This window comes from Streptosporangium canum, from assembly GCF_900113865.1.
Taxonomy (GTDB): domain Bacteria; phylum Actinomycetota; class Actinomycetes; order Streptosporangiales; family Streptosporangiaceae; genus Streptosporangium; species Streptosporangium canum.
Map to the genome: position 1 here is coordinate 215,987 of NZ_FOQY01000004.1, position 14,954 is coordinate 230,940.

General features: G+C 72.2%; 11 protein-coding genes. 5 read left to right on the plus strand and 6 right to left on the minus strand.

Going from position 1 to position 14,954, the window contains the following annotated elements:
• Positions 1 to 2: 2 nt before the first annotated feature.
• The 3 genes from BM085_RS07675 to BM085_RS07685 all read left to right on the plus strand — a co-directional run bounded on the left by BM085_RS07675 (position 3) and on the right by BM085_RS07685 (position 5,163).
• Positions 3 to 1,793: an N-acetylglutaminylglutamine amidotransferase gene (locus BM085_RS07675; RefSeq protein ID WP_093886303.1), complete on the plus strand. Its 1,791-nt coding sequence runs from the start codon at positions 3 to 5 to the stop codon at positions 1,791 to 1,793.
• A complete protein-coding gene (locus BM085_RS07680) occupies positions 1,790 to 3,652 on the plus strand; it encodes a S9 family peptidase (protein WP_093886304.1) in 1,863 nt (620 codons plus the stop codon). The genes BM085_RS07675 and BM085_RS07680 overlap by 4 nt, the downstream gene beginning before the upstream one ends.
• Before the next feature lie 398 nt (positions 3,653 to 4,050).
• The gene (locus BM085_RS07685) at positions 4,051 to 5,163 is read left to right on the plus strand and encodes a carboxylate-amine ligase (RefSeq protein WP_093886305.1); all 1,113 of its coding nucleotides are present in this window, start codon (positions 4,051 to 4,053) and stop codon (positions 5,161 to 5,163) included.
• Positions 5,164 to 5,184: 21 nt separating this feature from the next.
• Here BM085_RS07685 and BM085_RS07690 read toward each other — a convergent pair whose 3' ends face one another.
• The 3 genes from BM085_RS07690 to BM085_RS07700 form a co-directional block, all read right to left on the minus strand.
• Positions 5,185 to 6,183, minus strand: coding sequence for an Acg family FMN-binding oxidoreductase (locus tag BM085_RS07690; RefSeq protein WP_093886306.1), 999 nt, complete (start codon positions 6,181 to 6,183; stop codon positions 5,185 to 5,187).
• Positions 6,184 to 6,248: 65 nt separating this feature from the next.
• Positions 6,249 to 6,728, minus strand: coding sequence for a CBS domain-containing protein (locus BM085_RS07695; protein WP_093886307.1), 480 nt, complete (start codon positions 6,726 to 6,728; stop codon positions 6,249 to 6,251).
• A complete protein-coding gene (locus BM085_RS07700) occupies positions 6,728 to 7,594 on the minus strand; it encodes a universal stress protein (protein WP_093886308.1) in 867 nt (288 codons plus the stop codon). The genes BM085_RS07695 and BM085_RS07700 overlap by 1 nt, the downstream gene beginning before the upstream one ends.
• Before the next feature lie 182 nt (positions 7,595 to 7,776).
• On the opposite strand from BM085_RS07700, the gene BM085_RS07705 reads away from it, so the two are divergent.
• Positions 7,777 to 8,421, plus strand: coding sequence for a response regulator (locus BM085_RS07705; protein ID WP_086573656.1), 645 nt, complete (start codon positions 7,777 to 7,779; stop codon positions 8,419 to 8,421).
• A 146-nt stretch (positions 8,422 to 8,567) separates the two neighbouring features.
• On the opposite strand, the gene BM085_RS07710 is transcribed toward BM085_RS07705, so the two are convergent.
• The 3 genes from BM085_RS07710 to BM085_RS07720 form a co-directional block, all read right to left on the minus strand.
• Positions 8,568 to 10,268 (minus strand): sensor histidine kinase, encoded by a 1,701-nt coding sequence (locus tag BM085_RS07710; protein ID WP_093886309.1) that lies wholly within the window; start codon positions 10,266 to 10,268, stop codon positions 8,568 to 8,570.
• Between the two features lie 78 nt (positions 10,269 to 10,346).
• Positions 10,347 to 10,895, minus strand: coding sequence for a DoxX family membrane protein (locus tag BM085_RS07715; RefSeq protein WP_093886310.1), 549 nt, complete (start codon positions 10,893 to 10,895; stop codon positions 10,347 to 10,349).
• Positions 10,896 to 11,174: 279 nt separating this feature from the next.
• Positions 11,175 to 13,727 carry a collagenase gene (locus BM085_RS07720; protein WP_093886311.1) on the minus strand — a complete coding sequence of 851 codons (2,553 nt, stop codon included), beginning with the start codon at positions 13,725 to 13,727 and terminating at the stop codon, positions 11,175 to 11,177.
• 208 nt (positions 13,728 to 13,935) lie between these two features.
• Between BM085_RS07720 and BM085_RS07725 the strand changes: the two genes are divergently transcribed.
• Positions 13,936 to 14,892 carry a LysR family transcriptional regulator gene (locus BM085_RS07725; protein WP_093886312.1) on the plus strand — a complete coding sequence of 319 codons (957 nt, stop codon included), beginning with the start codon at positions 13,936 to 13,938 and terminating at the stop codon, positions 14,890 to 14,892.
• Positions 14,893 to 14,954 lie beyond the last annotated feature (62 nt).

Here is a 14,954-nt window from a genome sequence, read left to right on the forward strand (position 1 = left end):
CGATGTGCGGACTGAGTGGTGAGATCCGGTTCGACGGGCGCGCGGCCGACGTCGGCGCCGTGGGCCGGATGACCGACGCGATGCACGACCGAGGTCCGGACGGATCGGGCCTGTGGTCGCTGGGGCCGGTCGCCCTGGGCCACCGGCGCCTGAAGATCATCGACCTGTCCGACAGGGCCGCCCAGCCGATGGTGGACAGCGCCCTCGGCCTGACGGGGGTGTTCAACGGCTGCCTGTACAACTACCGGGAGCTGCGCGAGGAACTGCGGGGCGAGGGGTACCGCTTCTTCTCCACCTCCGACACCGAGGTGCTGGTGAAGGCCTTCCACCGCTGGGGGCCGGAGTGCGTCGAGCACTTCACGGGCATGTTCGCCTTCGCGGTCTTCGAGCGGGACACCGGCCGGTTGACGCTCGGCCGGGACCGGCTGGGCATCAAGCCGATGTACGTCGCCCAGGACGCCGCGCGGCTCCGTTTCGCCTCGTCACTGCCCGCGCTGCTCGCGGGCGGAGGGGTGGGCACCGACATCGACCGGGTGGCCCTGCACCACTACATGACCTTCCACTCGGTGGTGCCGGCCGAACGGACGATCCTCACCGGCGTGCGGAAGCTCCCCCCGGCGACCGTACGCACCGTCGAGGCCGGCGGCACGGTCACCGACCACTGCTACTGGCGGCCGCCCCACACCCGGTCGGCCCTGCCCGAGTACGCCGGGCTGACCTCCGACGAGTGGAACGAGGCCGTGCTCGACCGGCTGCGCGTGGCCGTACGCAGGCGCATGGTCGCGGACGTGCCGGTGGGCGTGCTGCTCTCCGGCGGCCTGGACTCCAGCATGATCGTCGCGTTGCTGGCCGAGGAGGGACAGGAGGGGCTGTCGACCTTCAGCATCGGCTTCCACGCCGCGGGCGGCGAGTCGGGGGACGAGTTCGCCTACTCCGACCTGGTCGCCAGGCATTTCGGCACCGACCACCACCGCATCCTCGTCGACGACACGCGCCTGCTGCCCGCCCTGGAGCGGGCGGTGGGGGCGATGAGCGAGCCGATGGTGAGCCATGACTGCGTCGCCTTCCACCTGCTGTCGGAGGAGGTCTCCCGGCACGTCAAGGTCGTGCAGTCCGGCCAGGGCGCCGACGAGGTGTTCGCCGGCTACAGCTGGTACCCGCCGATGGCCGGCCTGCCGCGCGAGGAGGCCGCCGGCACGTACGCCAGGGAGTTCTTCGACCGGCCGCACGGGGCGCTGGCCGAGGTCCTGGCGCCGGACTACCTGACGGACGAGGACGTCAGCGGCGAGTTCGTCCGGCGCCACCTCGCGATGCCCGGCGCCGACACCGCGCTCGACGCGGTGCTCCGCCTGGACACCTCCGTCATGCTCGTCGACGATCCGGTCAAGCGCGTGGACAACATGACGATGGCCTACGGGCTGGAGGCCCGGACCCCGTTCCTCGACCACGAGCTGGTCGAGCTGGCGGCCGCCTGCCCTCCCGAGCTCAAGCTCGCCTCGGGCGGCAAGGGCGTGCTGAAGGACGCCTCCCGCAAGCTGCTGCCCGCCGAGGTCATCGACCGGCCCAAGGGCTACTTCCCGGTCCCCGCCATCCGGCACATCCACGGGCCGTTCCTGGAGCTCGTCCGCGACGCGCTGACCGGACAGGCAGCGCGGTCCCGCGGCCTGTTCAACCGGCCGTACGTGGACAGGCTCCTCGCCGCGCCCGACGAGCACCGGACGACCCTGGGGGCCAACGCGCTGTGGCAGCTCGGACTCCTGGAGCTGTGGCTGCAGGCCCAGGGAGTCCGATGACGGAGATCCTCGGCGCCCGTCCCCACCCCGCGGTCGATCCGGGCCTCGCCGCCTGGAGTTGCTGGACGCCCGCCCTGGCGCCCGACGCGGGCGCCGTCGCCTTCGTCTGCGACCGGGACGGCTCGCCGCGCGTCTGGATCCAGCCCCTCGGGCGGGAGGCGGAGGCGTGGCCGGTCGACACCGGCCCGGAGCCCGTCGCCGACGTGAGCTGGTCTCCCGACGCCGGGCGGCTGGCCGTACTCCTCGTGCCGGGCGGCGGAGAGCACACGCAGGTCTGGACGGTCCGGCCCGACGGCGGCGACCTGCGCCCGCTGGCCTCCCCCGCGGGCGGGTCGGCCTCGTTCGTGCGCTGGACCGGGCGGGGCGCGGTCCTCCTGGTCGCCGAGGTCTCCGCGGCGGGCCGGACGGAGGCGGTGCTGATCGACGCGGACACCGGCGGCCGGGAGGTCGTGGCGGCGGGGTCGCTGACGCACCCGGTGGCGATGAGCCGCGACCAGGGACGGCTGCTGCTGCGGCGCGGCCCGCGCGGCGTCCGGCGGATGTACGTGGCGGACCTCCCCACGGGCCCTCCCGCCGGTCTTCGAGGCGGGGCCGGGAACGGCCTGCCGGGCGGCGGGGAGCGGCCGCTGCTGGCGGGGCTGCCCGGCTCCACCGACCACGGCGCGCTCTCCCCCGACGGGATGACCGCCTATTTGCTGTCCGACGCCGGCCGCGACCGGGCCGCGCTGATCGCGGTGGGCATGGACGGCGAGGCGGTCGTGCTGGCCGAGCGCCCGGACGCCGAGCTGGACCGGTTCGCGCTGAGCGCCGACGGCCGCCGCGCCGTCCTGCTCTGGAACGTCCGCGGCCGCTCCGAGCTGGAGGTGCTGGAGACCGGCACCGGCGCGGTGCGCCCGCTCCCCCCTCCTCCGGCCGAGGTGGTGTCCTCGATCAGGATGTCCCTGGACGGCGGCCGGGCCGTGCTGGCGGCCGAGGGGCCCGGCCACCCCTCCCACGTGCTGCTGTGCGATCTGGCGACCGGCGGCTACCGGCGGGTCGCGGGGGCCGGCCCGCTCGGCGCGCCGGCCGGGGCGGAGCCGGTGCGCTTGCGGGCGCGTGACGGCCTGGAGCTGACCGGCTGGCTCTACCGGGTCCCGGGCGTCCAGGCCCCGGCGCCCTTCGTCGTCTACCTGCACGGCGGGCCGGAGAGCCAGGCGCGTCCCACCTTCACCCCGCTGTTCCAGGACCTGCTGGCCGCCGGGATCGGGGTGTTCGCACCGAACGTGCGCGGGTCGAGCGGGTTCGGGCGGGCCTTCCGCGACGCCGACAACCACGCGCTCCGCTTCCGCGCGATCGACGACGTCGCCGACTGCGCCTCGGAGCTGGTGCGGCTGGGGGCCGCCGATCCGGCCCGGATCGCCTGCATGGGACGGTCGTACGGCGGTTACCTGACACTCGCCGCCCTCGTCACCCACCCGGACCTCTTCCGGGCCGGGGTGGACGTCTGCGGGATGGCCGACTTCGCGACCTTCTACGCGCGGACCGAGCCGTGGATCGCCGCGGCGGCCGTCAGCGAGTACGGCCATCCCACCGCCGACCGGGACCTGCTGCGGGCCCTGTCGCCCCTGCACTCCTTCGACCGGCTGACCGCGCCGCTGCTGGTCGTGCACGGCGCCCAGGACACCAACGTGCCGGTATACGAGGCCGAACAGGTGCTCCAGGCGGCGCGGGCCCGCGAGGTGCCCTGCGACTTCCTGCTGTTCGACGACGAGGGGCACGAGATCCGGCGGAGCGCCAACCGGGTGTCCTTCGTCAGGAACGTCGTCGGGTGGCTCGGACGGCACCTGACCGCCCCCGCCCCGCCGCGTCGATCCGCCTGACCGGCGGGAACGGTGCGGCCTCCGTGCTCACACCGCCGTTTCCGAATCGGTGAGGTCAATGGTTTTCCCGGCTGAACGCGCTCCCGGCTTTTCCCTGGAGAAGAAACCGGGGAAACACCCTGTCAGGTATGCGCATCGATATTCGGACACCGGGCAACCGGCTCCGCCTTTTGAACGGCAAGAAACAGGCCGAAATATCGAATACGACATGTTCCGCCGGACGGCGCCGGCACTTCGAATTACGGAGCCATCCCATTCGGAACCCCTGGACCTTGATATGTTGACGAAATCATAAAAGGCCTGGAAGCTTGAACGACGGACACGTCAGACCACCCGTTCGGGAAAAACGCGATGCCGCCGTTCCGCTCCTACGCCGGCGCGACCTCACCGGAGGTGACATGCGGGCGTCGGAGCTGACGGTGGGCGTGGAGGAGGAGTTCCTCCTGGCCGACGTCACCACCCGGCACGCGGTCCTGCGGGCGGAGACGGTGCTGGAGGGCACGGCACCCGTCTCCGGAGGCGGGCGGATGGAGCCGGAGCTGGCACGCGCGCAGGTCGAGAGCGTGAGCGCGGTGTGCCGGGACATCGGGTCGCTGCGCGAGGAGCTGCTGCGGCTGCGACGGAGCGTGGCCGCCTCGGCCGAGTCGAACGGCTGCCGCCTGGTGGCGAGCGGCACGGTGCCGCTGGGCGACCCCGGGCCTCCGCCGGTCTCCGACCGCCCTCGCTACCACCGGATCGCCGAGCGGTTCGGGCCGCTGCTGGACCAGCAGAGCGCGTGCGCCTGCCATGTCCACGTGGGCGTCCCCGACCCCGAGGAGGCGGTTCAGGTGGTCAACCACCTGCGGGTATGGCTGCCTGTCCTGCTGGTGCTCTCGTCCAACTCCCCTTTCTGGCGGGGGCGGGACACCGGATACGCCAGCTGGCGCACCCCCCTGTTCGCCCGATGGCCCACGGCGGGGCCGCCGCCGTACCTGTCCAGCCGGGAGGAGTACGAGGAAACCGTCGAGGGCCTGCGCGAGACCGGGGCGATCCTGGACGGGGGCATGCTGTTCTGGTACGCGCGCCCGTCCCGTCACGTGCCGACGGTGGAGGTGCGCGTCGCGGACGTGATGCCGACCGTGGACGACACCGTGCTCTTCGCGGCCCTGGTCCGGGCCCTGGTCGCGACCGTGCTGACCGACCTGCGCAGGGGCCGCGCCGCCCCCGCGGTCGGCGACCACCTGCTGCGCGCCGCCTGCTGGCGGGCGGCGCGGTACGGCCTGCGCGGCGACGGCGTCGACGTGAGCGGCCGCGTCGACGAGCGGCTGATCCCGGCGAGCGGGCAGATCAAACAGCTCATGGAGTACGTGTCACCCGCGCTGGAGTCCTCCGGCGAGGACGGCGCCGTCCGCGCGGGCCTGCGGGCTCTGCGGCTGCGCGGCACGGGCGCCGACCGGCAGCGTGCCGCCTACCGGCGCCGCAACCGCTTCGAGGACGTCGTGGACCTCCTGGCCGACCGGGCCCTCACCTGAGCGGCGCCCGCCGGATCCCCGTCATCGTGATCGTTCTTTCAGCAGTTCGGTGACCGGCCGCCGGACGCCCTCGCTGTCGTCGGAGGTGTAGCCCAGACGCATGATCATCTGAGGGTACCGGCCCGACAGCAGTTCCTGCCGCAGGAACTCCCGCAGGTGGACCATCTCCAGCGCCTGGGTGTGGAAGGCCGCGTGGACGTCGTAGGCGGAAGCGTGCAGCAGGACCCGCTGCAGCGCCTGACCCGCCGTGATCCAGTCCTCACGGGTGTCGGCCGGCGTGGTCAGCACCGCCACCGTCCCGGTGGAGGCGGAGAAGAACTGATCGGTGTCACTGCCCCACGGGTGGCCGTGGGCGTAGTCGCGCTGGGCGAAGTGCGGATGGGTCCGCCGGGGCTCGCGGGGGTAGCCCCCCGCCGGGACCCCGTCCCCGCGGGAGCTGCCCGGCGGCTGGCCCCAACTGATCATCTCCAGGGTCAGCAGCCGGTCCTGGGACTGCACGTCCTGGGCGGCGCAGGTGAGCGCGGCGAGCACCCGGACGGCGGCCTCGGAGCGGACCGGCGTCAGCCGTGCCCCCTCGGCCTCCGCCTGGGCCACCAGCGCCTCGATCAGACGGTCCGGCACGGGCAGGTCGGTGAATCCGGCACGGTGGGTGCGGCGGCGTTCGATCTCGGCGTGCAGCAGCCGGGTGTGCTCGTCGGCGGCGACGGCCTCCCCCGCCCGTACGGTCGCCAGCAGGGCGGGGCGGTCGGGGTCGGGCAGCACGCGCACCCGCGGCTCGCAGCCGAGCGCGCTCAGCGTGAGCCGCAGGTTCATCAGGGCGGCGCCGCAGCTGATCAGCATCTCCCGGCCCATGGCGTCGCTGAGCCGCAGTTTCCTGTCGCTGTCGGCCCGCAGCGCGATCTCCTCGCCGTCGACGGCGAAGGACCAGGGCTGGGTGTTGTGCACCGACGGCGCCCACCCGGCGGCCTGGACCGCCGCGCGGATCGCCGAGGTGATCTCCTCTGTGGTGCGAGCGCTCATGACTTCAACTCCGTCACAGTCGCAGGTGGATCCGTCGCAGTCACGGGTGGACGGACGGACGCGCGTCACTCCTCCTGATCCCGGGGCAGGACCGGGACCAGGCGGAACATCCCCGTCATCAGCTCCGGAGAGTCCTGCCTCCCGGTGATCCGGCCGGCCACGGCCCGCAGCACGTCGGTGGCCGTCACCATCCCCACCAGCCTGTTCGACTCCCCCAGCACCGGGATCGCGTCGACCCCGGCACCGATCATGGACTCCGCGGCGTCGGCCAGCCGCGCGTCGAGCGTGGTGTGCGGGCAGCGGCGCTCGGCCAGCAGCGGGTGGACCCGCGCGCGCGACTGCTCGGCCGGGCCACCGGACCAGCGGCCGGTGAGGTCCTCCCGGGTCAGCACGCCCCGCAGGCAGCCGCGCCTGTCGACGACCGGCAGGTGGTGGACACCGGCGCGGCGCATGATCTCCCACGCCATCAGCGGGGACTCGTCGGGTTCGACGGCGACCAGCGTCCTGCTCATCACCTGCGCCACCGTGAGCTCGCGTACGTCCATCACGCCTCCTCCCGGGCCCGCACGACCGCGACGGGGCAGCGGGCGTAATGCAGGACCCCGTGGCCGACCGACCCCAGTACGGCCGAGCCGACCCGGCCCAGTCCCCGCGAGCCGACGACGGCCAGGTCCGCGGCCTCCGCGGCCTCGCAGACGGCGGCGACGGGGTGCCCGCAGACGGCCGTCTCCTCGACCTCCACCTGCGGGTACTTCTCCCGCCAGGGACCGAGCGTGTCCGCCGCGACCCGCTCCTCGTTGGCGAAGATCTCCTCCACCAGCGGCGCGTAAAGGGTGGCCCCCTGCCCCAGGACGGGCATCTGCCAGGCGTGGATCGCGTGCAGCCGGGCGCCGCGCCGGGCGGCCTCCTCGAAGGCGTACTCCAGGGCCGCCGCCGCGTGGGCCGAGCCGTCGAACCCGACCACGACCACGCCGTGGGTGCGCTCCTGCGATCCTCTGACGACCACGACCGGCGCGGCCACGTGCCCGGCCAGGGCCAGGGAGACCGAGCCGAGCAGCAGCCCGGTGAATCCGCCCCGGCCCCGGCTGCCCAGCACGACCTGTTCGGCGTCCACGGCCTCACGCCGCAGGATCTCGACCGGGTGGCCCGTCTCCAGCGCGGCGTCCACCTCGATCCCCGGAGCGCGCTCGCGCGCCAGGCGGGCCGCGCTCTCCAGCACGCCCTGGCAGGACTCGATCACCGAGTCGCGAAAACCCGGTGGGGTCTGCAGCGGAATGTCGTATACCCACGGCTCGCACACATGGACGATCCGCAGAGCACATCCACGCCGCACGGCGTCGTCGGCGGCCCACTCCACCGCGGCCCGCGAAGAAGGTGAGCCGTCCACGCCCACCACTACATGCGCTGTCATGTCGTCCTCCTCGGGTTCTCCCTTACATTTCCATCCGACCGTCCCCCGGCGTTTTCCACAGCGGCCGAAAGACCCGGCCGTCAGGGACTTCCGACCCCTGTCACCCACCGGGGACCCCCGGGCGAGGCCGCGGGGACCTTGGTCCCTACCTTCGACGCCGCGGGGGCACTAGCGTTCAGACTATGATTCGCGTGTTCTTGCTGGACGATCATGAAGTGGTACGGCGGGGCGTGGCCGCGCTGCTGGAGTCCGAGGGCGACATCGAGGTCATCGGCGAGGCCGGGACCGCGGCGTCGGCGGTGGCCCGCATCCCGGCGCTCCGGCCGGACGTCGCGGTCCTGGACGTGCGCCTGCCCGACGGCAGTGGCGTGGACGTGTGCCGGGAGGTGCGCTCGGCCATGCCGGAGCTGGCCTGCCTGATGCTGACCTCCTTCGCCGACGACGACGCCCTGTTCAACGCGGTGATGGCGGGTGCGTCCGGTTACGTGCTCAAGCAGATCCACGGCTCGGACCTGGTCGGCGCCGTGCGGACGGTGGCCGCCGGCCAGTCGCTGCTGGACCCGCAGACCACCGCCTCCATGCTGGCGCGCCTGCGTGAGCAGGCCGTCCGGAAGGACCCGCTGGCCGCCCTGTCGGATCAGGAACGCCACATCCTGGAGCTGATCGGCGAGGGGATGACCAACCGGCAGATCGGCGAACGGCTCTACCTGGCCGAGAAGACCGTCAAGAACTACGTCTCGAACCTGCTGGCCAAGCTGAGCATGCAGCGCCGTACCCAGGCGGCCGCCCTGGCGGCACGGCTGAAGGCCGACCGCCCGGGGGGATAGCACCCTCCCGCCGTGACGTGAGCCGGGCTGCCCCCGGGCCGCCGTGACACGGACCGGGCGGTTTCCCGGCCGCCGTGACACGGACCGGGCGGGACCCGGGCCGTCGCGACGCGTACCGGGCGGGACCGGGGCCGTCGCGTCCGGCGTCACCCTAGGGGAACACTCCACACCAGCCGGGTGCCGCCCCCCTCCGGCGACTCGGCCGTGAAGGAGCCGCCGAGCCGTTCGGCGCGCTCCTGGAGGTTGCGCAGCCCGCTGCGCCGGCCGTCCTCGGCCATGCCGACCCCGTCGTCGGACACGACGAGGACGAGCCGGCCGTCGGCCACCTCGACGCTCACCTCGGCCCTGGCGGCCCTGGCATGTCGCACGATGTTGGACAGCGCCTCCCGGACCACGGCCAGCAGATGCTCGGCCACCGGCCCCGGCACCCTGCCGTCCAGCTGCCCCTCCATGCTCAGACCCGGCATGAAGCCCAGATGCGCGCGGGCCCCCTCCACCAGCTCCACGATCTGCGAGCGCACCCCGAAGTCGGCGCCCCGCTCGGAGGTCTGCAGAGCGAAGATCGTCGAGCGGATCTGCCGGATGGTGCCGTCCAGCTCGTCGATGGAGTTCTGCAGCCGCCCCGAGGCCTCCGGTCTGTCGACCAGCCGCACCGTGCTCATCAGCGTCATCGCCACGGCGAACAACCGCTGGATCACCACATCGTGCAGGTCCCTGGCGATCCGGTCACGCTCCTCCAGCAGCCCCAGCCGCTCGGCGTCCATCCGGCTCTCCGCCAGCTCCAGCGCGACCGCGGCCTGCCCGGCGAAGGCGTGCAGGGTGCGCAGCTCGGTCTGGCTGAAGGGGGCGCGGCCCAAGCGCTTGCCCAGCGACAGCACCCCGCGCGTGCCTCCCGCCGCGCCGATCGGCACGGCGGCCACCGGGCCGAGCGAGGCGTAGCCGGCGATCGCGATCGGGCTGTGCGCCTCGGCGGGATCGGCGACCATGAGCGGCTCGCCGCTGGTGAACGCCCGGCCCGCCAGGGAGTCCGCGACGGGTGCCTCCCCGTGGGCCACCTGGTCGCCGGCCGGCCCCTCCGCGAGGATCACCCGCAGCACCTGCCCGGTCTCGTCCGGCAGCAGCACCGCCACGATGTCGGCGCCGGCCATCTGCCGCGCCCGGCGCGCGATCAGAGTGAGCACCTCCTGCGGTTCGGCTCCCGACAGCAGGCTGGTGGTCACCTCCGCCGAAGCCTGCAACCACACCTCGCGCCGCCGGCTGTCCTCATACAGCCGGGCGTTCTCGATGGCCACTCCGGCGGCGGTGGCCAGGGCGTTGACGATCGCCTCGTCCTCGGCGTCGAACGCCCCTCCGCCGCGCTTCTCGGTGAGGTAGAGGTTGCCGAACACCTCCTCGCGCACCCGGATCGGCACGCCCAGGAACGACCCCATCGGCGGATGGCCCGGCGGGAACCCGTAGGACTCCGGATGGTCGGAGATGTGGGCCAGCCGCAGCGGGCGCGGTTCCTTGATCAGCAGGCCCAGCAGTCCCAGCCCGTGCGGCCAGTGCTCGATCCTGGCGATCTCCTCCTCGGTCAGCCCCACCGGGATGAACTGCACCAGGGTGTTCTGATCGCCGATCGCGCCCAGCGCGCCGTAGGTGGCGTCGACCAGGGTGGTGGCGGTCTCCACGATCCTGCGCAGCACGGTCTCCAGGTCCAGGTCGCTGCCCACGGACACGACCGCGTTCAGCAGCGCGTGCACCCGGTCACGGGTGGCCAGCACCGCCTCCAGCCGGACATGCAGCTCCGAGAGCAGCTCGTCCAATCGCATGTGGGGTATCAACGCACCGGGCTCGATCTCTGCCATGCCTATGAGTCTGGCATCAGAAAGAAGGGACGCCCGCCCCGGTGCGGGGTGGGCGTCCGTGTCCGCGGCCGTCATCGTCTACTTCAGGATCGGGTGGCGGCGCACCAGCGGGGTCCGTCCCCACCAGGCTCCGGCGCCGAGGGTGTCGCCGGCACCCGCCAGCGCCAGGCCGGCCAGCACGACGGCGTAGACGAGGTGGTCGTCCATGAACGGGTTGGTGTCCAGCGGGAGCGCGGCGGCCCACATGAGCACCAGCAGCAGGCCCCCGGTGACGGCGGCGACGCGCATGCCCACACCCAGCATGAGCGCCGCGCCGATGCCGAGCAGGCCGAGCATGAACAGCCAGTCGACCCAGACCTGCCCCGCCAGGCTGCTGAAGAGACCGCCGAGCGCGTTCTCGCCGGTCCCCTTGAGGAAGCCGGTGGTCGGGCTGCCTCCGTTGATCCAGGCGCGCTCCGCCGGGGTCGCGAAGCCCCAGCCGAAGAGCTTGTCCAGGAAAGCCCACAGGAAGGTCCAGCCGAGGAAGATCCGGGCGATCGCCCAGACGTAGTCGACGGGACGGGCGGCAGCGACGGGTTCGACGGCATCCGCACGGCCGGCCCGGTGGCCGCCTTCGGTGATCGCCATGACTGGTCTCCTCGAGTTCTGACGGGCTCTGGTTGCTGTGCCTCAATTACCTCGTTTTCCGGGGCCGTACGGCAGTGCCGTACGGCTCGCCCGTCCGGCCCCGAAGTCCCTGTTCCACGGGACTTTCGGCCCTCGATCGGTTCGGCGCGTCCGGCCGCGGGCGCCAGGACACGGCGGAGCGGAGGGGCCCACCTGGGGTGGGGCCCTCCGCCCTCGTCTCCGTCGCGGTCCGCCCTGGGGCGGCCGTCAGGCCGTCAGGCCCGGACCGCTACGGCGACGTCAGTAGTCGACCTGGACCGCGGCCCCGGCGAAGGCCTGTGCCGCGTGGAGGCTGATGTAGTGGTAGCCGGTCGGGGGGTTGGTGACGGTCAGGGTCTCGCCGTTGCCCGCGTTGGTCGACCGCTGGGTGTGGGTCGACGTGGTGGCCCAGGTGGTGGGGCTGTAGTAGAGGTCGGCGTTCCCGGTGCCGCCGGAGGAGGTGATGGTCAGCTTGGCGGTGCCGGCCGGGACGTAGAGGTAGAGGTACTTGTAGTCGCCGGCGGCGGCTGACAGGTTGCTGCGCTTGCAGTTCCGGCCGAGCTCGTCGGCCCTGCCGGTGGTGCACTCGGGGGCGGAGGAGCCGCCGGAGGTCACCACGACCTGCTTGCCGGCGGTGGCGGTGACGCCGGCGTTGTCGGTGACGGTCAGCTGCACCGTGTAGGTGCCCGCGGTGGTGTAGGTGTGCGAGGGGTTGGCCGAGGTCGACGAGGTGCCGTCGCCGAAGTTCCACTGACGCGACGCGATCGTCCCGTCCGAGTCGGTCGAGGTGTCGGTGAAGATGGTGGCGAGGCCGTTGACGGTGAAGGTGAAGTTCGCGCTCGGCGCCTGGTTGCCGCCGCCTCCGCCCGCGCAGCCGCCCGACGCGCACGCCGTCAGCCACGTCCGCCAGTCGCTGTCGTAGCGGGTGCCGATCGTCGAGGTCAGGAAGTTACGGGCGGAGTTCCAGCCACCGGTCCGGTAGTGGCCGAGGACGGTGGCGACGTCAGCGGGGTGCTTCTCGAACATGTACCGCGCCGCCAGGTAGCCCCAGCGGTAGATGCGGGTCGTGTCGTTGTCGTAGGTGGTGTCCCACAGCGTGCTGAGCGCGTAGGTCTGCTTGGCCGCCTCGGTGATCGCGGCGTCGTAGGTCTCCTTGCGGTAGGAGTAGGAGACGTACTCGGCGAAGCCCTCGATCCACCAGATGGTCGGGGTGCTGATGCCGGCCTCGAAGTCGCCGTACATGTTGAACCGGCCGTCGAGGTAGTGGGTGTATTCGTGGTTCAGGTTCCAGACCTGGAAGGCGGGCCGGACCCATTCTGCCTCGTAGGCGATGAAGCGCGGCTGGTTGCCCGCGGCGGCCGGGTTGCCCTCCAGGTACATCCCGCCGTTGTTGGTGTCGATGCCGAACATCGCGCCGGCGTAGGTCTGGTAGTCGGTGCTCGAGTCGAAGACGCAGACTTCGATCGTGGTGTTGTTGTCGTCGGCGACCGGACGGTTGCCGTCCTTGGCCAGGTTGTGGAAGTACGCGTCCTGGTTGATGAGGCTGGTGCAGCTGGCGGCGAGCTGCGCGGAGGTCATCTCCTGGGCGCGGATCTTGATGCTGGGGCTGCAGGTGTGGTTGACCGGCAGGATGGCCTGCGCGAGGACCTGCTGGAGGTTGCAGGTGTCGAAGTAGGAGCAGTTGGCCTTGTCGTAGGCGTCGGTCATCTCGGCCACGCCGACCCACAGCCGGGCGGTCGTCCCGGTGATGTTGCTGCGGGTGAGCAGGTCCTTGGCCATCGGCCGGACCTTGGTCCGCAGCGTGGAGTGCTGGAGGAAGCGCCCGAGCTCCCGGCCGGCGTTGGCGGTCAGGTAGTCGCGGTCGGTGCCGAGCAGGTTGAGGTGGTTCAGCGCGAAGCCGTTGAGGGTGTCGATGACGCTCGGGTCGGCCTTGACCAGGGTGACGAACGCCGGAACCTCGTGGCCGCGGAAGAGCACCGTGTAGACGTTGTTGACCGCGTTGAGCATCCACCAGCTGGCGTCGTAGGAGCTGTTGTAGCCGTTGAGCAGCCGCTTGACGACGTGGAGGTAGCGGTCGTTCTCCTGGGCGCTGTCGATCAGGGTGACGGCCTCGGCGAGGATCTCGCCGTTGGCGTCGCTGACGGTCGAGGACCGGGAGTTGCCGAAGAACCCGTCGAGTCCGGACTGGATGGCGGTCTTCAGGGAGGGCCCGTAGGCGCCCACGGTGGAGGGGTGGTACCACTGCACGTAGTAGCCGGCGCGCAGGTAGAGCACGAGCTGGGCGGTGCTCGTGCTGTTGTCTCCCTGGTAGGAGGCGGCGTTGTCGCGCAGCGCGTAGGCGACGCTGGTCATCTGCGACTCGCGGAACGCGTAGTAGGCGTCACCGCCGGTCAGGTTGAACAGGGTGTTGACGCAGTCGGTGGTCGAGGCCTTGATCTGCTGGACGAGGGCGCTTCCGGAGCGGCTGGTGAAGTCACTCGCGCTGCACGCCGCCGCGGCGGCGGTCGTCTTGGCGGACTTGCTCGTCTTCGCCGAGGGCCTCGGGTGTTCCGGCGTGGGCGTGGGCTTGTCGAGGTCTCGCCGGAGCGCGTCCTTCGAGGCCGACAGCGGCGGGCGCTCCTTGACCGCCAGGGGGGACGCCTGGACGTGCTGCGATCCGTCGTCGGCGGCGCGCACCCCGGCGGACGGGGGCTCCGGGGCGGCACTCGCGGGCGAGGCCGCCAGCGGCTGGAGGACGAGTCCCAGGCCCAGCACGGGTGCGAGCAGTGCGGGCAGGTGTTTTCCGAACGCGCGTAGGGATGGCGTGAATCTCAACTAAACCTCCGGGGGGTATCCCTGATGGAATGCGAGGTTGGTTTGGCGATGAGAGGTCGGTCAGGGGAGGAACGGCGGCATCGCCTGGCCCGACGGGCGGAGCACGAGACTCCGGGGTCCCAGACCCGGAGGGTCGGAGGGGTGCGTTGCCCGAAGTCTCATGGCCGGATGCGGCCAGCCGTCATAACGCGCCACATAATTCTTGGCTATGGACCTCGATATCAGGCATCTCCGTATGATCTGTGCGATAGCGGATACGGGTAGCGTCACGCGGGCCGCGGCCCGGCTGGGCCTGTCACAGCCGGCCATGACCAACCAGCTTCATCGAGTCGAGGACCTCATCGGCGAGGCGATCTTCGTACGGAGCCGTTCCGGGGTGGAGCCGACCCCCCTGGGACGCCAGGTCATCGCCCGCGCCCGCATCGTCCTGGCGGAGGTCGACACGCTCTTCGGCGACCTGCGCGGTCCTTCCGGCCCGGACGGGGTCCTCCGGCTGGGCTGCGTCCACCTGGCCTGCGTCGCGAGCGTCGTCGACCGGGTCGGCGACATGCTGCCCAGCCACGAGATCTCGCTGCGCATCGAGCCCTCCACCGCGCTGCTGGCCGAGGCGCTCACCCACGGCCATCTCGACGCGGCGCTGCTGGGCATCATCGAGGGGTTCGACGTCCCCCTGACCGCGCCGGTCGTCAGCCGTACCCTGATCCCCCGGTATCCGATATTCATCGCCCTGTCGGCGGCTCACCGGCTGTCCGGACAGGAGGAGATCCACCTCGCCGACCTGAAGGACGAGTCCTGGATCAGCCCGCCGGGCGCCGACGACGGCTCACTCGCCGCGCTGCGGGCCTCCTGCCGGGCCGTCGGGTTCGAGCCCAACGTGCGCTACGACGCCCCGAGCGGCGCGGGGCGGCCGCTGGTCGCGGCCGGGCACGGGGTACGCCTGGTCGATCCCTCCTGGCCCGCGCCGCCCGGCACGGTCGTCCGCCCCCTCGCCGGGCAGCCCCAGGTCGCCCGGCTGGTCGTGGCCTGGCGGCGCGACCGGCTGAGCAACGGGCAGGCGGCGGCGGTCTACCGCGGTCTCGCGGCAGCCTACTCCGCCCACGTGGACGACAACCCGATCTTCAGGCGCTGGTGGGACGCGCACCCCGAGGTGCATCCGCTCGCCTGACGGTCCCCCGGCGGGTCTCCGGGCGTCCCCGGCCGGCGGCGTCCTCTCGCTCGCCCGAGGAT